Genomic DNA, 23599 nt, shown 5'->3' with positions numbered 1-23599 from the left:
AGCTTGAGTGGTTAATTAGGTTTTGTATTTTAGCGTAACCATACATCTTCACATGAAGCGGAGATGCGTTAACTTTAAGGAAGCTAACAATGAAACATCCATTATTTAATCAGAAAGTACTCGCGGGTTTTGTCAGCATGCTGCTTATATCCGGCTCAGCTTTCGCCAACAACCACGAAAAGTCAGAAATGACTAAGCCCAAAGGAGCGGTTGGAACTGGGATAGCATTAGAAAACCAGGCTAAAACAAATCAATTTTGGTGGCCTGATCAACTCAATCTATCTGCGCTACGAGATCACGATAAGCGCTCTAATCCTTATGGCGAAAACTTTGATTACGCCAAGGCATTTAACAGCCTTGACCTTGATAAAGTAAAACTAGACATTAATGCGTTACTGACCACATCTCAAGATTGGTGGCCGTCAGACTATGGCAACTATGGTCCCTTTTTTATCCGCATGACATGGCACAGCGCAGGTACTTATCGCACCCTTGATGGCCGCGGCGGCGCAGGTGGTGGCCAGCAACGTTTTGAACCACTCAACAGTTGGCCCGATAATGCGAGTTTAGACAAAGCACGACGTTTACTCTGGCCAATCAAAATGAAGTATGGAGAAGCCATTTCTTGGTCTGATTTGATAGTGTTAGCGGGTAATGTGTCACTTGAAAATATGGGCTTTAAAACCTACGGTTTTGCCGGTGGACGTAATGATGATTGGGAACCAGACATGGTGTACTGGGGACCAGAAGTTGAAATGCTTGCTAGCGACCGTGAAGATAGCAGCGGCAAGTTACAGCGCCCGCTTGGTGCCACTCACATGGGCTTAATATACGTAAACCCAGAGGGCCCAAAAGGCGTACCAGACCCATTGGGCTCAGCCAAAAATATTCGTGTGGCCTTTGAACGTATGGCGATGAACGATGAAGAAACCCTAGCCCTAATTGCGGGTGGACACACATTTGGTAAAATGCACGGTGCACACAAGTCTAAAGATTGTTTAGGTGCTGAACCTGCTGCAGCGGGTATCGAAGAGCAAGGCCTTGGCTGGAAAAACAAATGCGGTAAAGGCCACTCAGAAGACACTATCACCAGTGGTTTAGAAGGTGCTTGGACTCAAGCCCCAACACAATGGACCTCTTTGTATCTAAGCAATTTACTTACCTTTGAGTGGAAACAAACTCATAGCCCTGCTGGCGCTATTCAATGGATCCCAACAGACGAGTCTTTGCATAAAGCCGTTCCTGATGCGCATGTTAAAGGCAAGTTTCACGCTCCTGTCATGACAACAGCTGACTTAGCATTAAAGTATGATCCTGAGTATCGAAAAATTGCTGAACGCTTTTTAGCCGATCCAGAAGAATACCGCTTAGCTTTCGCTAAAGCTTGGTACAAACTGACGCACAGAGATATGGGCCCATCACGTAATTTCTTAGGCAAAGAAGTCCCTAAAGAAAGTCTAATTTGGCAAGATCCTATAGATGATAAAACACAATCAAATATAGATGCCGATGGCGTGCAAGCACTTAAAGCACAAATTCTAAAGTCTGACTTAACCGTGTCAGAGTTAGTGCGTGTAGCTTGGGCATCTGCGGCAAGTTACCGTCATTCAGACATGCGCGGTGGTGCAAACGGTGCTCGTATTGCACTAGCACCTCAAAAAGACTGGTCAGTAAATAATCCGGCTGAAACCGCTAAAGTGATTAAAACACTAAAAGCGATTCAAGCGGACTACAACGACAGCTTGTTTAGTAAAAGCAAAGTATCACTGGCCGACTTAATCGTTCTAGGGGGCACGGCTGCAATAGAAAAGGCCGCTAAAAATGCAGGTTTTACTATATCGGTGCCATTTAATGCCGGTCGTGGTGATGCCACACAAGCGATGACCGATATCAATGCCTTTAGTTTACTTGAGCTAACATCTGATGGTTTTAGAAATTACTTTGACGCAGAGCAAAGCTACAAGTCGCCGGTGGACATGTTAGTTGATAAAGCAGACCAACTTGACCTATCAGTGCCAGAAATGACCGTTTTAGTGGGTGGGTTACGCGCACTTGATGCTAATTACAAAGGTCTGAAACATGGGGTACTCACAAGCACTCCGGGCACCTTAAGTAATGACTTTTTCGTCAATTTACTTGATATGTCTACGGTTTGGAAAAAATCGTCAACCGATGGTATTTATGAAGGATTTGATCGTCAGTCAGGTCACAAAAAATGGACTGCCACCTCAGTCGATTTAGTCTTTGGTTCAAACTCGGAGCTTCGTGCAGTGTCTGAAGTGTATGCGTTTGATACATCGAAGCAAAAGTTTGTCGAAGACTTTACTACAGCCTGGACTAAGGTAATGAACTTAGACCGTTAAGATTAAGCCTCGTGACCAAGCGCAGCAACACTTAACAGCTGAAGCGCAACAGACACAACAGGACTTGAATCTTTAACATTCAAAAGCGAATCAATCGATTCGCTTTTTTTTATCTATAACACTCAAATAACCTTCGCTAAGCACACGACTATCAGATAATTACGTCTTATTCCAAGTGTGTAAGTAGAAGCTTTAGCCACCAAGTTGGCTACTAAAAACGGTTAATGTCGAGCAGTGCATGCAGTGATTTACACGGTAACGTTTCAGACGATATTTATAACTGAATTATTTTGCCACTATTACAGACACAATATGGATACACAGACAAAAAAGGAGCCTGGTTAAGGCTCCTTTTTTTGGGGTAAATGATCGATATCAATAAGCTTTAGATAAGCTACTCTTGATAGCTTTTAGCTTAGAAACGGCCAACAACACCAATTGCAGCACCGAAACCGTCTACGTCTGAATCAAGATCTTTAGACAATTCAAATGTTGCAGAAAAAGCGTCAGAGATGCGTAACCAGTAAGCTGTTTTAGCAATGAAAAAATCATCAGAACCGATGTCTGCGTAACCTAAACCCACAGACCATGCTTTAGTCACGTACCAGTCAGCGTTTACATTAAAGAGATCGTCAGCATCAGTATGAGTCCACATAGCGCCTAAATCGATACCAGTAGTGCTTTTAAGATCGATAAAGCTACGAGCTTCAAGACCATAGCTTGAGTCAATATCACTACCATCAACATAGAATGCCGCTACTTTTGAGCTGTCGTTGAAGTAATAACCTACATCAAGTTGGTAAATATCAGTATCGAAAACACCAGCGTCAAAACGCTCTACTTTAGCGCCAACAAACCACTTTGAATCAAAAACATAAGTGCCATCAACAGAGAAAACATCAATGTCAGCATCATCAATCATTGAATAGCTAGCGCCAACATTGGTAGCTTGTGCTAAAAAGCCATTTAATGCATATGGGCCTTTTTCTTGTGACACAGAATCGAAATAGAAACGGTAGTTTAGATCCCATTGACCATCACCGAACTCTTCAGTATTAGCAGAGTATTGCAAACCCGCTTCGTGTTGAAATGGTGCATCTTGTGCAGCTACAGCTGGTAGTGCAGCAAAACCTAATACTAGTGCTAATGCAGTAACGTTTTTCATCAATCATTCCTTTATTTGATTATTTTACGCTAGGAGATTCAAGCAGATATAAAGAATGGATAAATCATAAAAAGGGGGTTTATCCATTAACTCAAATGTAGCCTAACCTTACCGTCGGGCTAACGCGCTTTCCTAGCGGCGCATACTCTAAAGTAATGAAATGCTAAAATAAACCAAAAATGTAAAATTAATGATATTTTTCAATGCAATACATTAGATGTAATGTGTAGCGCATCACTATTACCTACTTTAGCAATAGATAAACCTGTAACCACCCAGTTAAATAAATGTTAATTAAAACAACTGATATAACAGATTAGCCAATGGCAGCAAGGTGAATAACAGTAAACATAAACACTACCGCGGTGTTTGCATTCACAAAAGTGACCACATATAAGCGGTAAATCTAACGGCGATGTTTGAATAAAACCAGCTTTATCGCATGGGGATATTGTGAGTATTTCAACACAAGGTGCATAACGTCCAAGGTCGGCAATAACAAGCAGGTTAACTATTTGATTTATGTTGATGATGACTATAGGTTATTGTCATTACATCAATTTTATCTACCTGGAAACGTCAATGTCGACTTTGTTTAAGTTCATCAAAGCTGCCTTACTCAGCATCTTTATTATTGTCATCGTTCTTGTTGCGTTTAATTGGCAAAGCGTTAATCGCTTATACAGCGTAGTCACCTTATTTGATGAATCCCTCGTGGTAAATAATTTCTCCAATATGAAGGATGTCTTTTTTAACAAAAAAATCGTTAAACAAGGCGAGCCTTATGTGTTCGACGTCGCCTTAACGCCTTTGCCTGAATCGTTTACCTATCGAAACAGCTCAACTAATACCGAAGCGTTTCTTAAACGCAGAGCAACAACCGCATTACTGGTGCTTAAAAATGACAAAGTAACCTACGAGCAATATTTTCTAGGCACTAAAAGTGATGACAAACGTATCTCGTGGTCAATGGCCAAATCATTTGTGTCGATATTGTTCGGCATGCAGGTGGATGCTGGCAACATTGATATTGAAAAAACCGTCGGCTTCTATTTGCCAGAGCTTGCCAAGTCTGGTTATGGCGACGTCAAAGTAAAACACGTATTGCAAATGTCGTCTGGGGTTAAGTGGAACGAAGACTATCTAGATTTTTATTCTGACATTAACAAAATGGGCCGTGTACTGGCCATTGGCGGCTCGTTAGATCAAATGACCAGTGAACTGGTTAATGAGTCAGCCCCAGGCAAAGCATTTCATTATGTCAGCATGGACACCCACGTTATTGGCATGATTCTAAGACGAGTAACTAATAAATCATTAGTCGAACTTTTACAGCAAAACATTTGGAACACCATCGGTATGGAAAGTGATGCCTACTGGCTTACTGACTCCCAAGGTAGCGCATTTGCATTAGGCGGCTTAAATGTTACTACCCGCGACTACGCCCGCTTTGGCCGCTTATTACTCAATAATGGCGCATTTAATGGCAAACAAATCGTGTCAGCCGCTTGGATAAAAGCCGCCACTACACCGCAAGCAGATTACCTACAACCGCAAGTCGGAAAATTAGGATATGGCTATCAAATTTGGTTACCGCCAGAAGCACAGCAAGGTGAATTTTTCTGTGTCGGTGTATACGGACAATATATTTATGTAAACCAAAAAAACAATGTGGTGATCGTTAAAAACAGTGCCGATTTAGGCTTTCTTGATGAACTGAATTCAAAACAAGAAACCATCGAATTTTTCCGTGAAATTGTGGTGTCATTACAATAAACATCATCATTGATTTAACGACTGGTGATTTGTGTCGTTAACGCTAACCCTGCATTTTTCAGCCAATAAAAAGCGACCTTCAGGTCGCTTTTTTTGTTTTACATTGATTTAAATTTTCTAGGCCGTCAGAGGGTAAATACTCTGGCTGGACTTATTAATGCCCCACTTCATCCGAATACCATAAAGACTAAGTCAATGGTTACTTTTGCGTTAGTAGTAGGCGCTGGCAAAGTTTGACAAAATCTGACGATGTCACAATTCCTAGTACCTTATTGTGTTCATCAACCACAGGTAAACAACCCAGTTTATTGTCGATAAAATATTGCACTACAACCGTCAGCGGCTCGTCCAAACCGAGCTTCTGCACTTGGGTATCCATAACCTCGGCAATAGGCGTAAAGCGCTCCTTTCTATCTAACGCCCCTTGGCCATATTTATTGAGCATGGTTAATACAACAGCGATCATCTTTTTATGGGTTAGCATGCCAATAAACTGCCCTGTTGATTCACTGAGCACCGGTAAATGACGCACATTACGGCTTTGCATTAATTGATGCGCATCTTTAAGGCTAGCCTCATGGCTAATACACACCGGATTAGGGGTCATAATATCGCGCACATTCATGGTCTATCTCCTTAACTGAAATAAGCTAAATAACCTGATCTCGGGATTAGAAATGGAAACAAAATGCTTAATATCAAAGTATTATTGTTCAACTATTTCAAACTTGTCATTTGTTTTGCTAACAAGGCGAATGAACGCCTCAATAGCTAGCCTATTGCAAGTTCATTCAACGCAGTTAGCAGGGCAAAGGACTGCTTGAAAGGCGTTTATTATCCCGAGTTGAGGTTATTTAGTCACTCAGTGCCAGTATTAACGGTAAAGATTAACCTGCTTTAGCTTGAATTCGATAAGCATGTAGCAAAGGCTCTGTGTAACCAGATGGTTGAGATTTGCCTTTAAAAATCAGATCGCATGCCGCTTTAAAGGCGATGCCGTCAAAGTGAGGCGCCATATTAGTGTACAACGGATCACCTGCATTTTGAGTATCGACCACAGCGGCCATTTTTTTCAACGCGGCCATCACTTGTGCTTCACTGCATATGCCATGCTCAAGCCAATTGGTTAAATATTGCGATGAAATTCGCAAGGTTGCTCTGTCTTCCATCAAGCCGACATTATTAATATCTGGCACTTTTGAACAACCCACACCTTGATCAATCCAGCGCACAACATAGCCCAAAATACCCTGGGCATTATTTTCTAGTTCAAAAGCAATTTGCTCATTGGTGAGTGTAACCCCTTCAGCAAGTAAAGGAATGGTTAACAAACTGTCAATGCTAGCACGTGGGCGTTGCTTAATGTGTTGCTGAACGTCTGCCACATTAATTTGGTGATAATGAGTAGAATGCAGCACAGCACCATTTGGCGACGGCACCCACGCTGTATTTGCGCCCGCTTTAGGATGAGCCACTTTTTGCTCAAGCATCGCTGCCATTTCATCTGGCATTGGCCACATGCCTTTACCGATTTGAGCGCGACCTTGTAAGCCACATTCAAGCCCAATATCGACATTCCAATCTTCGTAAGCACTAATCCACTTTTGCTGCTTCATCACCGATTTAGGCACAAACGCGCCCGCTAGCATTGAGGTATGCAACTCATCACCCGTACGGTCAAGAAAGCCGGTATTAATAAACACGACGCGATCTTTCGCAGCCCTAATGCACTCTTTTAAATTCAGTGTCGTTCTGCGCTCTTCATCCATAATGCCTACCTTAATAGTATTACGCGGAAGCTTGAGCGCATCTTCTATCTTAGTAAACAGATCACAGGTAAATTGCACTTCTTCAGGACCATGCATTTTAGGTTTTACAATATTCACCGAACCTTTGCGGCTATTACTACGACCATTATTGTTACCTTTAAGGTCGTGCATCGCAGCAAGCACAGTGATCATGCCATCAAGTATCCCTTCAGGCACTTCGTTGCCATTTTTATCCAGCACAGCATCAATGGTCATCAAGTGACCCACATTACGCACAAATAGCAAACTTCTGCCGGGTAAAGTGACTGTTTTTACTTCTGCACTCTGGTTGGTACTCTGGTTGACATTAGCTGCGGTATAGACGCGATCGTCATTGAGCTCTCTTACAATCTCTTTGCCATTTTTAGTCAGCGAAGCAGATAAATTACCTTGCATCAAACCTAACCAATTACGATAAATTTCAACCTTGTCTTCAGCATCCACTGCGGCGACAGAGTCCTCACAGTCCATAATGGTGGTAACAGCGGCTTCAACCAGTAAGTCTTTAACACCAGCGCGATCACTGCCACCAATAACACTGCTTGGATCGATTTGAATTTCGATATGCAGACCATTATTAACTAACAAAATAGCACTTGGTGCATCGGCACTACCTTGGTAACCCACACATTTATCGGTTTGGGCTAAGGTTGTGGTAGAGCCGTCAGTTAATTGCACCCGTAACACACCCGCGTCGAGGTAATAACGGGTCACATCGGCATGGCTGCCTTGTGCTAAGGGCGAAGCGGTATCTAAGTGTTGTTTGGCAAAAGCGATAACTTTGTTGCCGCGTACCGGGTTGTATTGTTTAGTGAGCTCCGCGCCACCTTCTTCAGATATCGCGTCAGTGCCATATAGCGCATCATACAAGCTGCCCCAGCGAGCATTGGCAGCGTTAAGCGCAAAGCGAGCATTTTTAACCGGCACTACAAGTTGTGGTCCCGCTTGCGCGGCAATTTCATGGTCGACATTTTCAGTGCTAATTTGAAAAGCTTCACCCTCAGGCACCAGGTAACCTATTTCAAATAGAAAAGCTTTATATTTTGCAGGGTCAAAATCTTTGGTGGGATGGTCAATATGCCATTGATCAATTTGCTGTTGTAGTTGTTGTCTTTTTTCTAACAGCTTCACATTAATGGGCGAAAATTCGCTAATAATGTCCTCAAATTTTGCCCAAAAGGTTGCTGAATCAATGCCAGTACCTGGGCAAATGTCACTGTCGACCAATTGCCACAATGCTTGCGCTATGTGTAATCCACCTACTTGAATACGTGCTGTCATTTTATATCCCTACCTTAATTCCTGTGCGTTGACTGTAAACTCAGTACTAAATCATATGCCTTAAATCATTGGCCCTAAATCATTAGCCACAAACCATCAGTCATAAACATTAGCCATAAATAACTCGCGCAAACTCATTCCACTGTTAACAGCTTACTGTTCATACGCAGTAATACTTTACTCTATATCAAAGCTATCTTATTTATCCAATTTATACTTACTATCACCACTATTCACCAAAGATATGGCAAAATGGTGTTTCTTGGTTAATTTGCAACATATACGTAACTAAAAATCACAATAACAATAAGGTTAAACATCCCCTCTATTTATCTCTTCTGCGGTTTTAGTGATAAGTTGACGCATCCACTGATGCGCGGGATTATGCTGAAGCAAAGGGCTCCAGGCCATAGTCAAGGCGATGGGTTGAATAATAAAAGGCGGCGGAACAATGCTCACCCGTTCATTATTGATGTGATGACGTGCCATCTTACTTGGTATGGTTGCGATCAAATCTTGTTGCTCAGCCAACAAACAGGCGGTTTGATAATGGCGTGTAAAAACGGTGATCTGGCGTTTCACACCAATTCGCGTTAATGCTTCATCTACCCAGCCCAAACGCTGAACATCATCTGGGTTCATCCCTACCCCAACACCCATCCCTGTTTTACTCACCCACACATGCTTAGCTTTTAAATAACTGTCTAAAGAAAACTTCTTTAAAACGGGATTACCCTTACTAATCAGGCAGCTAAAATCATCACTCCACAATATTTTTTGATGGAATGATTGCGGAATACTGTCAAAACGGTTGATCACCATATCGACTCTTCCTTGTTCTACATCAGGGAAACTGACATCACTTGGGGTCATGATATCTAAAATAATGTTGGGTGCTTGAGTACGAAGCTTAGCAATGAGCGGTGGAATTAACGTCGCTTCAGCATAATCACTTGCCATAACACGGAAGACTTTATCACTTTCCAGTGGATCAAAATTGGCACGCGGTTGTACGGCTTTTTCCAGCCCAATAATCAGCTCACTGATAATGGGTTGTAATTCATTTGCACGTTCGGTCGGTGTCATGCCCTGACTCGTGCGAATAAGTAAGGGATCATCAAACAAGTTTCGTAAGCGTTTTAAGCCGTTACTCATTGCAGGCTGGCTGATCCCAAGCTGGTCTGCCGCTTTAGTAACATTTCTTTCACGTAGTAAAACATCTAAATAAACAAGGAGGTTCAAGTCAATACGAGATACATTCATATGGTGAATACCGAAGATAGTAAGCATAAATTAGGTTTATTTAACCAAATCTAGCTATTATTTTCAACGTAATCAATTGCCGCTAATCTATTTGTTAAGGAATAAACACATGACTCACTACAAAAATAATATCGATGAAGCTGCCACCTTGATTAATTCTGAAGGTAGTGCATGGAATGCCATCAATCCAGAGTCAGTCGCTCGTATGCGTCTACAAAATCGTTTTAAGACTGGGTTAGACATCGCAAAGTACACTGCCAAGATCATGCGTGAAGACATGGACAACTACGACAAGGACTCATCGCAGTACACTCAGTCTTTAGGTTGCTGGCATGGTTTTATCGCCCAACAAAAAATGATTTCGATTAAAAAACACCTTTTAACCACCAAGCGTCGTTACTTATATCTTTCAGGTTGGATGGTCGCTGCACTGCGTAGTGAGTTTGGTCCATTACCTGACCAATCTATGCATGAAAAAACCTCTGTTGCTGCGTTGATTAAAGAGTTATACACCTTTCTACGTCAAGCTGATGCTCGTGAACTAGGTGGTCTTTTCCGCGAATTAGATAGTGCCAAAGAGTCAGATAAAGCCGCTATTCAACACAAAATTGAAAACTTCGAAACCCACGTTGTACCTATTATTGCCGACATTGATGCCGGTTTTGGTAACGAAGAAGCCACTTACTTGATGGCAAAACAAATGATTGAAGCCGGTGCTTGTTGTATTCAATTAGAAAACCAAGTGTCAGACGTAAAACAGTGTGGCCACCAAGACGGTAAAGTCACCGTGCCACATGTTGAGTTTTTAGCAAAAATTAATGCGGTTCGTTATGCATTTTTAGAACTCGGTATCGATGACGGCGTAATTGTTGCGCGTACCGATTCATTAGGTGCAGGCTTAACTCAAAAAATTGCTGTCACTAAAGAAGCTGGCGATCTAGGCGATTTATACAATAGCTTCCTTGAAGTTGAAGCCGTTGATGCTGCAAAACTTGAAAATGGTGATGTGGTATTCAAGCAAGGTGGCAAACTGGTCAAACCGGCTCGTCTACCAAATGGCTTATTTAAGTTCCGTGCTGGTACGGGTGAAGAACGTTGTGTACTTGACTGTATTACCTCATTGCAAAATGGCGCTGATTTATTGTGGATTGAAACTGAAAAGCCTCATGTATCTCAAATCGGTGGCATGGTTAACGAAATCCGTAAAGTTGTTCCTAATGCCAAGCTTGTGTATAACAACTCGCCATCGTTTAACTGGACGCTTAACTTCCGTCAGCAAATATTTGATGCGATGCAAAAAGCAGGACAAGACGTGTCAGCTTACGACCGCCCTCAATTAATGAGTGTTGATTACGATGGCACTGAGCTTGCAATCCAAGCTGATGAAAAGATTCGTACTTTCCAATCTGACTCGGCCCGTGAAGCAGGTATTTTCCATCACCTTATTACACTACCGACTTACCATACAGCAGCATTATCTACCGATAACTTGGCTAAAGAATACTTCGGTGACCAAGGCATGTTGGGTTATGTTGCCAATGTTCAACGTAAGGAAATCCGTCAAGGTATCGCCTGTGTTAAACATCAAAACATGGCTGGTTCAGATATGGGTGATGCACATAAAGAGTACTTCTCTGGTGACCAAGCGCTTAAAGCGTCTGGTAAAGACAACACAATGAACCAGTTCTAAGACCGATTTTATAGTCTGATTTTATAGCCTGCTTTTATAACTGCTTTTATAAACAGATTTATAGACTGATTTTGTAAACTGCTTGTGTAGAAAGTGACTTACCCAAATAGTGACTAGCTTAAGCGATGTTTTTGAAGTGAACATGACTAACAGCGAAAACTAAACCCAAAAGGCCTGCTTAAAATAAGCAGGCCTTTTTATGTGTCACACTCAGGTAAACGTTAGGGTAAATTGGTCACAGTGGCGCTAACTCACTAACGAAGCAGACTCTGCGCCTCCTTTACGGCTACCCATTAAGATACACACTGATACAAGTCATTATTCTGCAATGATATTTTTGACTACTGCAACAGCCCATTTCGCCAAGTGCGACGCATAACGATTGATGAAAATTTCCACTTACAATATTGCCAAACTCGGAGTATATTAATCCAGCAGATTCATGGATTTAGAATTGCGACCAATTACTTAGGTCACACCACGCGCAAGGACGACAATGACAAGCTTCATCTCCAGTTTATTATCAGTAGGCATTCTTCTTTCTAGTATGTTTGTCACCCTTGGGGTGATGTTTGTATTGCTCAAACATCGCGACAGAACTGTTAAATTACCCGTCGATCGCGACCAACTTCAACGAATTCCCGCTTTTGGCTTACAGCAAGAGATACAAGACCTCCAAATCAATTTAATCGCCAGTATGCTAATGGGCGTATTGGTTGTGTGTCTGCCATTTGCCGTTAACAGCATTCAAGCACACATTACCGTCGGCAAATTCCCTTGGATGTTTGCCATAACCTCAATGATCGGATTATCTTATTGTGGTTATAAAACGTGGAAAAACTTTTCCAAACTCACCAAATTACGCCTAGGCCACACCGCAGAAATTGCCACTGCCAATGAGCTAATCGGCTTACAAGCTTTGGGCTATCAAGTGTTTCACGACATACAAGCCGACGGCTTTAACATTGACCATTTAGCCATAGGTAAAAATGGCGTATTCGCCATCGAAACCAAAGGCCGCCACAAGCGCAAACGCGACAGTAAATCGACTAGCGCAACCCAAGGTAAAGACTACCAACTATTTTATAAAGACGGCCGCTTATGCTTTCCATCGTGGACTGAAACCAAGCCAATAGAACAAGCAACTCGACAAGCAACGTGGGTCAGCCAGTGGCTCACCAAAGCTACCGGCCAACAGGTCTTCTCCAGCCCAGTACTGGTATTCCCCGGCTGGTATGTCACCAGCCAAACTAGGCCACCGTTCCCCATCTTAAATCACAAACAGCTGGTCAAAACCATACCAGCCGTCCGCACTCAAACACTCAGCCAACAACAAGTCGACGCGATTGTGTATCAAGTGGCACAGCGTTGTTTGAGTAAGAGTGAGGTAGGGAAATGATGAGGAAAGATGAAAAAGTCTAACCTGCTCGCATCTATCAAGGCTAATAAAAGTTATTTCGAAATTTTTATAAATCGTTGATAAAAAATTTATTTTTATATCAACCAACTAATTTTATAGGGAAATAATAAAGTTATGAGTATTCAATTTTCTCCAGAAATTGAGGCGTTTATAAAGACGTATGTTAAAGATCTTGAAGAAGGCGCGGCTGCCGTTTTTGCTGGTGCGGGCCTATCTAGGACCTGCGGCTTCGTTAATTGGAGCGAGTTACTACGTGAGATCGCAGAAGAGTTGGGGCTATCTGTTGAGGTAGAGCACGATCTGATTTCGGTTGCTCAATACCATGTCAACAAGAAGAACAGTGCAACTGGTCTAGCTCGAAAAATCTTAGAAGAGTTTTCGGAACAAGCAGAACCCTCCGAAGCCCATAGAATTCTCGCACGCCTTCCCATCAGAACGTATTGGACAACCAACTATGACACTCTCATTGAGGATAGTCTCAAAGAGAATTATCGTGTCGCAGATATCAAGCGTAAAACTGACGATCTTATTATGACCCGCCCTAAACGAGATGCTGTCGTTTACAAAATGCACGGCGACGTGGATTCGCCAGGTGCCGCGGTGCTCTACAAAGCACAATATGAACAGTACTACAAGACCCACGAAGGATTTATAACCGCACTGAGTGGAGATCTGATTTCCAAAACATTCCTCTTTATTGGCTTCAGTTTCACGGATCCAAATCTTGATTACATACTGAGTCGATTACATGTGCCAGACATGCATAGACGCACTCACTACTGCTTTCTTCGCAAGGAGCCTGCTATGCAGCAAGGGAAGGAAGATGAAGCCAGCGCAATGTATCGGCAGCGCCGGCAAGAGCACCATATTCGCGACCTACTAAGGTTTGGCATCCAGGCGGTACTCGTCAATGACTACGAAGATATTCCGATCATCTTGAAGGAGATCGAGAGCCGCTTCCGCAAGAAGACCATCTTTATATCCGGTAGTGCAGAAGAGTATGGTGCTTGGGACAAGCAGGAGGCGTTAAGCTTTGTACACACACTCTCTGCGTCCTTAATAAAAGCTGGCTATCGAGTTGTCAATGGTTTCGGATGGGGCATTGGCAGCGCAGTCATCAATGGTGCTCTCGATGCCATCTACGCCAAGCCTGATAAATACTCCGAGGATCAACTTATCATGCGGCCATTCCCACAACATCCATCAAACGGTAAAGAACTGGCCGAGTTGTGGAATGAGTATCGGCACCGCATGATTGGCCTTTCTGGTATATCTCTGTTTCTCTTTGGTAACAAGCTCAATGATGGACACATCGTCAATGCTGGCGGAGTGCGCAAAGAATTCCAAATTGCTCAGGATACAGGGGTTGCTGTACTTCCACTTGGTATCACTGGCTACATGGCCAAGGAGCTGGCAGACGAGATGCTGAGTGAGCCGAGTAAGCATTTTGCTCAGTACCCTTGGTTGGAAACTGAAGTAGCCCAACTTGCAGATCTCTCACTTGACCGGACAAAGGTCGAGGAGAAAGTTCTATTCGTTTTAAAAAAACTTGGGGGTTAGATATGAAACGTAAAGTCTTTTACAGCTTTCACTTTGATAACGATGTTATGCGAATACAGCAGATCCGCAATATGGGGTTGCTGGAGGGTGACGAACCAGTCAGTCCTAATACTTGGGAACAAATTAAGCGCACAGAGCAGGGAGTGAAGAATTGGATCGACCAGAATCTAAATGGTAAATCCTGCCTAGTAGTACTGATCGGCAGTCATACAGCTAACCGTCCATGGGTCAACTACGAGATCCAGAGAGCTTGGCAGCAGGGAAAGGCCGTGGTAGGTGTTCATATACATCGACTGAATTGTCCACGTCACGGCTTTGGAACAAAGGGAGCAAATCCTTTCGCCCAATTCACCTTTAAGCGAGGTGATAAAGTCATTGTGCCGCTCGTATATGAACCCAGCACTAATAATGCGTATAACGACATCAAAAATAATTTGTCGACTTGGATTGAAAACGCTATCAATCAATAACTTAAATAGGAGAATCTAATTGGCATTTTTTACCAAAAGCGAAGCACGTGCAGCTGCCGCAGGGGCGCGCGGCTCTCGTACTGCTCAAACTGTTCTAAGGGAAGGGATGGAGAATTATAAGCAACATGAAAAGTTCGATATATTTCTTTCTCACTCGATTGATGATTCAGACCTTGTATTGGGGGTAATGACTCTATTGCAAAAGCAAGGTTTGTAATGGTCAAGTATTTCTGGAGAGATTTTAAGCCGCTTTTTTTAACTCATTATATTTTTGATGTGGCGTCTTATAATCTATTGCTGAATGTCTGCGTTTGTAATTGTAGAACTGGATATATTGCTCAACCACACTGACTACAGAACTGTGATTGATAAAGGCTAAATGGTTCAATCTTTCAGTCTTTAAACTCCTAAAGAATCGTTCCATCACGGCATTATCCCAACAATTTCCTCTACGACTCATACTTTGTTTAATGCTTAAGTGCTTTAGCTTTTCTCTGAACACGTTAGCAGAGTACTGGCAACCCTGGTCTGAGTGAAACATCAACTCCTGTGTATTTGGCCTCTGACGTTGTATCGCGTTATTTAATGCCGCTGTCGCTAACGCGGTATTGGGTTGGCTTGATAAGGCATACCCAACGATTTCTTTCGTTCCTAAATCAAGTACACAGGCTAAATAACTCCATCCTTGATGTGATTTTATGTAGGTAATGTCACCCACCCAATGAGTGTTATAAGTCGTAGGGTTAAACTGCCGTTTAAGCAAATTGGGTGCGTAAACATGTTCGTCACCAGTGTTAGGATAGTAATGCTTTTTCTTTGGCCTAATCGCTTTTAATCCCAAATTTTTCATTACTGTAGCAATGGCGTAAACCCCGACTTTACACTCTAAATCTAATAAGTCGGCCTGTATTCGACGTTTGCCATACGTCGCATTTGAATCAGAGAAGGCTTGCTCTACAAATTGTATCAGAGTCTGTTTTTCAACACTTTGTGGTATCGGTTTGTAATAAAAACTACTGCAACTGATCTCGAATACGCGGCACAACTCACTCATTCTAAAGCCTGGGTTTGCTTTCTTTACTTCGCGCATCATTTTAAGTTTTGATTGTCTCGAATGAAGAAAGCTGCAGCCTTTTTTAAGATATCATTATCCCTCATTGCTTGTTTTAGTTGGGCTTCTAGGAGTTGAATTCTTCGTTGGTCTTCAGTTAATGCTTTGGTATTTTCTGGTGTTTTACCGGCTAATTCAGCTTGGTACTGCACTTTCCATCGAGACACAGCAGATTTACCCGCACCTGACATATCTTCAATTTGCTTGTTCGTGTAACCCTGTTCGACCATCAGCTTGGCATATTCTAATTTTTGAAGAGGGCTGACAGTGATTTTCGTTTTTCTAATCATGATAAATACCTTTAAGATTTTGCTTATTTTAAGCTATAAATCTCTACAGTTTCATTAGACCATTACAGTTTGCGTGTCTATGTTGATTGGGTTGTCGATCGCCAACTAAATCGCAATTCGGTGGACAAGGAGACTGCAGCAGTCCTCCGGGCACGAATGAAATCCTCTAGTTCTATGATGTATATCGCCACCGACAATTCGACTAACTCGAAATGGATGCCATGGGAGCTAGGCTTCTTTGATGGACACAAACCTAACCAAGTCGCTATTCTCCCACTGCTGGATTCAGACAATCAAAGTTTCGAAGGACAAGAATATCTTGGTCTTTATCCGCTAGTAACCAAGTACCTCCAGAACAATTCTATGAACTATTACGTCGAAGAACGTGGCCACAGCTGGAGTAATCTTAAGCACTTTGCTAATGGAACGCCATCGTGGAATAACTATAAGTCATGAAAAAAGTGAACCAATTGGTTCGCTTTTTGCGTGATCATAATTGCGTTGTTGGCGAAGCTAATCCGAGGTGGATTGAAAGCCTTCACGTAGCTTACTCACCCCGAGTCAAAGTAAGGACTGGCATATCTCTTCTAGGGACTAGTATTGAGAAGCCTGATCAGTTGATCTCAAAAATAGTAAATATAATAGACCTAATGTCTAAGGAGTAAGAAATGGCTAGACGAGTTTTTTTCAGTTTCCACTATAAGCATGTTTGGAAAGTTAATCAGATCAGAAGTATGCCTAACATTACAGGTACAGCAGCTGCAGGCTTTCAAGATGCTTCTCTTTGGGAGGAGTCTAAAAAGAAAAGTGACAAGGCAATTAAAGCTTTGATTGATGAGGGATTAAAAAATACCTCAGTAACTGTAGTTTGTGTTACTTATGGTACGGTGAATCGTGATTATATCAATTATGAAATAGATCAATCTCTTGCGAAAGGGAACGGTCTTGTGGCAGTACAAATTCATCATTTAAAAGATTCGAATGATGAAGAAGGAGCCCCTGGTGCTATACCTGCAAAAATCGAAGCTAATGGCTTTAAAGCTTATAAATATTCTAATAAAGAAGACTTAGCCAAGTGGATTGAGGAAGCGGCAGAGCTGGCTGGAAAATAACATAATTCCACTTTCAACTGTTACACCAGAACTGGCATTGTTGCACCAGTGACCTTCTAAAACATGGTTGTTTTAGAAGAGCCTACAAGGATGTATCCACGGCGTGTCACTGGGAGGGTATTCATGATTCTGTGACAGGTTAGTTTCACAGATCGATATATTCATCCAAACGGCCTTCGAAGTGGATTGATAACTGCGATAGCGTCAAATTCCAATTCTGTACGGGGGAGTCCAGCGCTCGGAGGCCTTCAATATACCCGCATAGAGCAGCTTAAGTAAACTGTTCTCGTTGGCAAATCCACCCTTGGTTTTCAATAAGTGGGGTCACAATAAGTGGCTGACGAATCCCCACTTATCACAACTCCGCAATCACATCATCAGCACTTGCCACCTTGGCATAAGCAAAACTCAACGCCGACATAAACGCGGCATGAACCTGGGCTGCTGGCACCGTCATCCCGTTAAATTCTAAATCCAACGTTGCGCACGCATCATGAGCTACCGCGCACTCATAACCAAAATCTTCCGCTGCACGGGTTACTGCATCGATGCACATGTGCGTCATAGCACCAACGATCACCAATTTTGTAATGCCCGCATCATCCAATACTTTTTTCAGATCGGTATCACGAAAACTATTGATCTGATGCTTCAATATAATCGCTTCACCAGCTTGTGCAGCAACCGATGAATGAATCTGAGCGCCATCAGAACCTGGCAAAAAGAACGGCGCTTCATCAGTCGGAAATTCATGACGCACATGCACAACCGGCAAACCTAGCTGGCGAAATGCTGCCAACAACTTCGCACCTTGCTCGGCTGCTGCTTCAGTACCGACTAACGGATTTTTAGCACCGCTATACGTTGGGAAATAATCGTTTTGAAAATCGATTAATAATAGGGCTGTCGTATTTTCAGTGTTCATAATTTTGCCTTACTTATATTTTAAAGAGATCGGTTTATTACCGTGACGCTATTATTGCTAATCATCACGCAATACACTAAAGTCAAAACGGGCATAAAACAGGCAAAAACAGACAAGTTCAAGAAAGAGCTAAAAATGACAACCAGAGAGATGAAAATACAAATAATTAACTACCCAGGCGCAATGCAAACTGCAACGCTGGGCCTGTATGAAATGTTTTTGCTCGCCAACCGCTTCGCAGAAGAGCACGCGCTCGCAGCCCGCTTCGAAGTAGAAATAACCGACGTCGCAAAATTAGCCGCCCAAAAACGCAAAAACAACATCGTCATCTTGCCGCCCAACATCGTCGACGAATACTTTCTTGCGCCCGAAACCGTGCTCAGCCAATGGATAATAAAACAACATAAGCAAGGCGCAGTAATTTGCGCGGTGTGTGCAGGCACCTTCATTTTAGCGGAAACCGGATTACTCAATAACCGCCCAGCAACAACCCACTGGGGACTGGCGGCACAACTCGAAACGCTCTACTCCGAAGTCAACATAAACAGCGAAAAAATCATTATCAACGACGGCGATCTAATTACCGCGGGTGGCTTAATGTCTTGGATGGACTTAGGCCTAGAGCTGGTAGCGCAGTTTTTTAACCCCGCGATCATGCGCCAATTAGGCAAGCACTTAATTATCGACACCGCACCGCGAGAGCAGCGTTACTACCAAAGCTTCAACCCAAGATTCGATCATGGTGACGACGTAATACATAAAATTCAAACACACATACAAGCGAAGTTTCATACGCGCCTAACCGTGGCATCGCTGGCAGAAAAGAGTCATCTATCGGAACGGACTTTTGCACGCCACTTTATACAAGCAACAGGGTTTAACACGAATGAATACCTACAGCGCCTTAGAATCCAAAAAGCGTGTGAGTTATTAGAATCAACCAAGAAAACCTTTAAAGTGATTGCTTATGACGTGGGTTATGAAGACGTGAGCGCGTGTCGTAAAGCGTTTGTGAAGATAATTGGCTTAACGCCGAAGGAGTTTCGGAGGCGGTTTGTGTGAATGTTGTCTGGGCTGTGTTTCGGGTTATTCGGCAATAAATGGGGGCTGAGTTGGACCCCATTTATCAAGGTTTAATCAAAGATCCACAAGCATGATATTAAATCAGTGGGGATCCCTCAGACTCAGCTCCCACTTCTCTTTATACGTCAGTGGTAAGAGAACTTTTCAATTGAGTATCGAATGTGCCACCTAATGCTTTACAGTCAATATCATTTGGTGAATCCCATGTCACAGCCGTGCCACGCACAACAGGTCTGATAAATTGCCATGGCCAGAAACCGAAACGATGGCCACCGTTGTAGTCAATGATTGCATCAGCACCTAAGGATTGTGCTTGTTTCACTATTATTGGCAGGACGCTATTAATATTTCCATACCCATTTTTTGCATACTTTAACTGAGTAATAACGGTGTATTTTATATCTGATGAAGGCACTCCTGATATCAGGCAGATGGGATTGCTGTGGGATGTAGATTGATTGGCAACGATACTTGTGTTCGAAGCACATGATGTCAGCAGCGCCAGACCGATTAAAAGTATTAGCTTATGCATTAATTGAAATCCTTTCATTTAATTTAATTTGAAGCGCGCTAGTCTATCTGTTTTTCGTATGAATGACATCATAGACAGAGGTCAATGAAATAAGTGGGGTAGAGTTTGAGGGATCTCCCACGAATTTAATAATGCTTTACACACGAGCTGAAGATAGCCAGTTCGTGCACCTTGCTGCGGCTATACTACAACTTGATATTTTAGCACTTGCCTTTTTTGGCTTGGCCAGGAGGACAATGGGTTCCATTGCTATTTGAGCTGTCATCAACGATAACTTTAGGTCCAGATACTCTTACTGAAGGTCCTATTAATTCGCACCCAGCGAGAAAAACGAGTAATACTAGAGGGAGTAATTTAACTATTTTCATTATTTGTTCCAATTTGAATATGCTGCTTGGGGGGGGATGAGCGACTTCATTTAAAGTCCATTCGTCTTTTAGTTCGCCTTTTAGTTTGGCACACTCTTTGTCGCTGCCAACTTCCGAATCACAATCAGTTCAAAGTCGCAGATGTGGTAATGCTAAAAGTATACCTGCTAAAACCAAGCAGCTTATGCTAAGAATTAAAATCAAGCCAGCCATTTTGAATAAATGGGGGTTAGAGTCTGAGGGGTCTCCACGAATTTAATAGCATGCTTGCGGCTCCTTGGTTAACGACTTTAGCATCTTAATTCCTGCTAGCCAGTGAGACTTCAGTAATAAGTGAGGGCTGAGTCTGACCGAGTAATTCCCCCCCAAAAACTTATAACAATCAATGCCAACGGCCTGAAGTTTGCATCCTTTCTATTAATGCAAACTCCCAAGCACAGTATTCCATGCTTAAACTTGTCATATAGTCAGTCAAATCTTGGACAGCTTTTTGCTGACCGTCATACTTAGCATATAAAAGTAAACTCAGAGTTAACGAGCATTGCTCTTCAGGATATTCTATCGATGATAAATAAGGAATAACGGTTGATAGTTCTTTGTCCTGCTTAATAACCTCCAACACTTGCTTTTCGCTATCCTCGGCCATTAACTTAATAGCTAAATCGAGTGTTGCGATATTGTCTTCAGATAAGCGATGTTGCAATACGAAGTCTCTCGCGTAGTGAACACCTAACTGGCAAATATTTTCATCGTGGCCTTTGTTAATTAGATCGTCAAGTAACAAGTCTCTTTTCTCAAGCCATTGTGTCCAATTACCTCCAGTATCTAGCTCTGAATAAAAATGGGCGAGTTCTCCTAGAGCAATAGCTGAAAATACCCCAGCACAAATATATTCTGTACCCGTTTTATACACTTGTTGATGCCAATAAATAGACTGTTCGACATCCACTGCTAAGCCATTTTCTCCGGTAAATCGATGGGCTGCTAAAATATTCATGCAACCGGCATGTCCCGATTCTGCACATTGCTGCCAGTACTGATATGCTTGAACCGGATAATCAAGTAAATGCATCGAAATATGACCAGCAGCATAAAGCAAATCCACCGAGTCGCTCTTCTTGCTAACAAAATCGATATCAGCTATCGCTAATTCAGCTTGAGCAAGATCGACTTTTTGTAGCGAATTTAACCTCAGCATATTGATGTTTTTTAAACTTAAAGCACGGACAGTACGAAGTAATATTTGGTCATGTAGCTCAAGCTCATAGCCATCCAAAACTTGGCTCAACTCACCAATAACTCGTTCAGAAGCAGGAATGTCAATAAGTCCTTTTTCGGGTTGATTAATCACCTGTTGTCTTAAATAATCCAAATTACTATTTGTTCTTTCAAGAAGGTCATCGGCGTAAGTAGGCGCAGAAAGCAAAAGCAACAAGCCTAGATGAAAGCCTTTTTTACTAATTAAAAACTGGTCCCTAAACCTTAAAAAAACTGCCATAAACGTGTTACCAACATCATTCCCTAATATCATTTTATCCTTCTCCATAAAAATTCAACTTAACTTTCTATTCCGAGTCTAAAGTACTTAGCGATTAGACATTAACAATGCCAGCCATTGTTACCCCTTCACTTTTACATTAGTGAAGCCAGAAACTGAGTAAAAGGCACAACATTCTGTTTGACGCTGGCTTCTTCCAATGCCTGCATATATTCAGTGCGTCGTTCGACCGGCACAACCGTCCAAGGGTAACTACCTGAGGCCATCATCAAATTCATAACGAACCTCCCCATTCTGCCGTTACCATCAAAATATGGATGAATATACACAAAGATAAAGTGCCCCAGCACAACCCTTACTGCCGCATTATCCTCTGCTGCCAATAATTCAAACAATGTCGGCATCATATCCCTAACAGCATCTCGGCTAGGAGGCGTATGCATAGACTGACGAATATAAACTGGCCCCGTTCGATAACCCGCTAGGTCCGATTGCTTAACAATACCTGCTGCAACGCTTGGGCTGAATAAAGCCAAATACCAATCACTGTGTGAGTGCTCTAACACATCACCCGAATTATTGTCCTCTAACACCACCCGAACGGCTTTTTTCACTTCTTGAAATGCATCCCAGTAACCTTTAGCGGCCATTGCATCTAGGTGTTTTTTACTATCGACAGAGTCTTCAGTCTGCCAATGGCCAAACCGAACAAGTTCTATAAGCTCATGAGTGACACGATAGCCTTCGATGGATAATGAGTGATAGGCGTCTGTGACATATTTATCTTCCACTTCGGCCATATAATTGTCGATAGTCATTGTCTGGTGACTTGGCTGAGGAAAATGGGCTATAACGTCATCGCGCATCTGTGCCCACATCAGTCGTATTCGATTAACATAAGGCGAGACATCACGGCGACCGAAGCTTATCTGCACCTTTTCTTTAAAGGGGTCTTCTTCTTGCACGACTAAGTCGGCGGCGATCATGCCTTTAAGTATGTTGCTTGCAATAAGATCGCGGCCAATGTTTCTAAAAGCCCCCACTAACCTGCCTGCAATAACACTGTGATTACCCGCCAGCAAAATGGATAACACATCAGATGCATCAGTCACCATTGATAAGGCCGTGCGCATTTGAACAGGTGCATTAACAAACTGGCTCGCAGAACAATACACTAACGCTGCGGGTAAACTATACACATTAAGCCCATCAAGACTTTCAATATGTTTTACATCAGGCAAATTTAGTCTGACATCAAAAATAGAAGTGTTATGCAAGAAGGCGGTAGGCTTATTATTTCCCTTTGGAGAACGCACAAGTAGCTGCTGACAAACGGTCCTGTCACCAATATGTAGATTTATCGACTGCTCAGGTGATAAGCACCAAGATTGATCGAATCGCGCTGACAAATAGGCTCCGCAGAAGTCCCAAAAAGAAGTATACCAAGACGTGCTGTCACCTGGTTTTTCATCAGGCATTGCAGGAATATACCAACCTCGGATGACTTCCCGAATAAAGCCATACTTAATTAAACGCTCACGATGCACCCGGCTTAATTGATTCGATTGTATCGCAACGAAACCAGACTCTTGGAGCGTCTTTAATTGCGCGAGAGAATCCGCTAATTTTTGTGACACATCATTCATTTGAGTTCCTAATAACTACACAAGATGTTTATTAAACCAAGGTTTTGTCGCCATGCCTTTTATAGGTTTTAACGCTTTTGGTTTATAGGTTTTACTGTTGTATCATTTATAGGTTTTAATGTCATACCATTTATAGGTTTTAATGCTTTTCAATTTATAGGTTTTAGTGTTTATCTCAAGTATCGTAGTAGCTGTTAACTATAGTTAAATAAACTGTATGACACTAAATACATAGGCC

General features: G+C 42.4%; 19 protein-coding genes and 1 pseudogene. 9 read left to right on the top strand and 11 right to left on the bottom strand.

From position 1 onward, the window contains the following. The first annotated feature begins 89 nt into the window (after positions 1–89). The gene (gene katG / locus GUY17_RS03955) at positions 90–2363 is read left to right on the top strand and encodes a catalase/peroxidase HPI (RefSeq protein ID WP_162022364.1); all 2274 of its coding nucleotides are present in this window, start codon (positions 90–92) and stop codon (positions 2361–2363) included. 415 nt (positions 2364–2778) lie between these two features. Here the strand turns inward: katG and GUY17_RS03950 are convergent, their stop codons facing one another. Further along, complete coding sequence (locus GUY17_RS03950) at positions 2779–3528, bottom strand: putative porin (protein WP_162022363.1); 750 nt, start codon at positions 3526–3528, stop codon at positions 2779–2781. A gap of 582 nt (positions 3529–4110) precedes the next feature. Between GUY17_RS03950 and GUY17_RS03945 the strand changes: the two genes are divergently transcribed. Further along, positions 4111–5304 (top strand): serine hydrolase, encoded by a 1194-nt coding sequence (locus tag GUY17_RS03945; RefSeq protein WP_254439861.1) that lies wholly within the window; start codon positions 4111–4113, stop codon positions 5302–5304. A 199-nt stretch (positions 5305–5503) separates the two neighbouring features. Here the strand turns inward: GUY17_RS03945 and GUY17_RS03940 are convergent, their stop codons facing one another. The 3 genes from GUY17_RS03940 to GUY17_RS03930 form a co-directional block, all read right to left on the bottom strand. Beyond that, on the bottom strand, positions 5504–5929 hold the full coding sequence (locus tag GUY17_RS03940; RefSeq protein WP_162022362.1) for an HPP family protein: 426 nt from the start codon (positions 5927–5929) through the stop codon (positions 5504–5506). 262 nt (positions 5930–6191) lie between these two features. Further along, positions 6192–8393: a malate synthase G gene (locus GUY17_RS03935; protein WP_162022361.1), complete on the bottom strand. Its 2202-nt coding sequence runs from the start codon at positions 8391–8393 to the stop codon at positions 6192–6194. A 312-nt stretch (positions 8394–8705) separates the two neighbouring features. Beyond that, positions 8706–9656, bottom strand: a complete 951-nt coding sequence (locus GUY17_RS03930) for a LysR family transcriptional regulator (RefSeq protein ID WP_101086026.1) — start codon at positions 9654–9656, stop codon at positions 8706–8708. A 109-nt stretch (positions 9657–9765) separates the two neighbouring features. On the opposite strand from GUY17_RS03930, the gene GUY17_RS03925 reads away from it, so the two are divergent. The 5 genes from GUY17_RS03925 (at position 9766) to GUY17_RS03905 (ending at position 15013) form a co-directional block, all read left to right on the top strand. Further along, entirely contained in the window at positions 9766–11346 is a 1581-nt protein-coding gene (locus tag GUY17_RS03925) for an isocitrate lyase (RefSeq protein WP_162022360.1), read from the top strand. Positions 11347–11842: 496 nt separating this feature from the next. Then, positions 11843–12745, top strand: coding sequence for a nuclease-related domain-containing protein (locus tag GUY17_RS03920; RefSeq protein ID WP_162022359.1), 903 nt, complete (start codon positions 11843–11845; stop codon positions 12743–12745). Positions 12746–12880: 135 nt separating this feature from the next. Then, a complete protein-coding gene (locus GUY17_RS03915; RefSeq protein WP_162022358.1) occupies positions 12881–14326 on the top strand; it encodes an SIR2 family protein in 1446 nt (481 codons plus the stop codon). Between the two features lie 2 nt (positions 14327–14328). Continuing rightward, positions 14329–14796 (top strand): TIR domain-containing protein, encoded by a 468-nt coding sequence (locus GUY17_RS03910; protein ID WP_162022357.1) that lies wholly within the window; start codon positions 14329–14331, stop codon positions 14794–14796. Between the two features lie 19 nt (positions 14797–14815). Continuing rightward, positions 14816–15013, top strand: coding sequence for a hypothetical protein (locus GUY17_RS03905; RefSeq protein ID WP_162022356.1), 198 nt, complete (start codon positions 14816–14818; stop codon positions 15011–15013). Positions 15014–15037: 24 nt separating this feature from the next. Here GUY17_RS03905 and GUY17_RS03900 read toward each other — a convergent pair. Further along, positions 15038–16197, bottom strand: a protein-coding gene (locus GUY17_RS03900; protein WP_162021994.1) for an IS3 family transposase whose coding sequence is annotated in 2 segments (ribosomal slippage) — positions 15038–15939 and positions 15939–16197 — 1161 coding nt in all. Because the reading frame shifts where the segments join, the coding sequence is not laid out codon by codon here. 668 nt (positions 16198–16865) lie between these two features. Between GUY17_RS03900 and GUY17_RS03895 the strand changes: the two genes are divergently transcribed. After that, positions 16866–17309 (top strand): TIR domain-containing protein, encoded by a 444-nt coding sequence (locus GUY17_RS03895; protein WP_162022355.1) that lies wholly within the window; start codon positions 16866–16868, stop codon positions 17307–17309. A 145-nt stretch (positions 17310–17454) separates the two neighbouring features. Here the strand turns inward: GUY17_RS03895 and GUY17_RS03890 are convergent. Both GUY17_RS03890 and GUY17_RS03885 read right to left on the bottom strand, forming a co-directional pair. Then, a pseudogene (locus tag GUY17_RS03890) lies at positions 17455–17621 on the bottom strand (IS256 family transposase); the annotation flags it as partial. Between the two features lie 43 nt (positions 17622–17664). Further along, positions 17665–18234, bottom strand: a complete 570-nt coding sequence (locus GUY17_RS03885; protein WP_162022354.1) for a cysteine hydrolase family protein — start codon at positions 18232–18234, stop codon at positions 17665–17667. 135 nt (positions 18235–18369) lie between these two features. On the opposite strand from GUY17_RS03885, the gene GUY17_RS03880 reads away from it, so the two are divergent. Beyond that, positions 18370–19296, top strand: a complete 927-nt coding sequence (locus GUY17_RS03880) for a GlxA family transcriptional regulator (RefSeq protein WP_217351064.1) — start codon at positions 18370–18372, stop codon at positions 19294–19296. Positions 19297–19435: 139 nt separating this feature from the next. Here the strand turns inward: GUY17_RS03880 and GUY17_RS03875 are convergent, their stop codons facing one another. The 4 genes from GUY17_RS03875 to GUY17_RS03865 form a co-directional block, all read right to left on the bottom strand. Further along, positions 19436–19849, bottom strand: coding sequence for a hypothetical protein (locus tag GUY17_RS03875; RefSeq protein ID WP_162022353.1), 414 nt, complete (start codon positions 19847–19849; stop codon positions 19436–19438). Positions 19850–20049: 200 nt separating this feature from the next. Further along, a complete protein-coding gene (locus GUY17_RS21090; RefSeq protein WP_174839628.1) occupies positions 20050–20217 on the bottom strand; it encodes a hypothetical protein in 168 nt (55 codons plus the stop codon). A 382-nt stretch (positions 20218–20599) separates the two neighbouring features. Further along, positions 20600–21763 carry a hypothetical protein gene (locus GUY17_RS03870; RefSeq protein ID WP_162022352.1) on the bottom strand — a complete coding sequence of 388 codons (1164 nt, stop codon included), beginning with the start codon at positions 21761–21763 and terminating at the stop codon, positions 20600–20602. Between the two features lie 86 nt (positions 21764–21849). Beyond that, entirely contained in the window at positions 21850–23361 is a 1512-nt protein-coding gene (locus tag GUY17_RS03865) for a Fic family protein (protein WP_162022351.1), read from the bottom strand. Between the last annotated feature and the right edge of the window lie 238 nt (positions 23362–23599).

Origin of the sequence: Shewanella sp. Arc9-LZ (genome assembly GCF_010092445.1) — a bacterium.
Lineage (GTDB): Bacteria > Pseudomonadota > Gammaproteobacteria > Enterobacterales > Shewanellaceae > Shewanella.
This window is presented reverse-complemented; position numbering and strand designations above follow the sequence as displayed.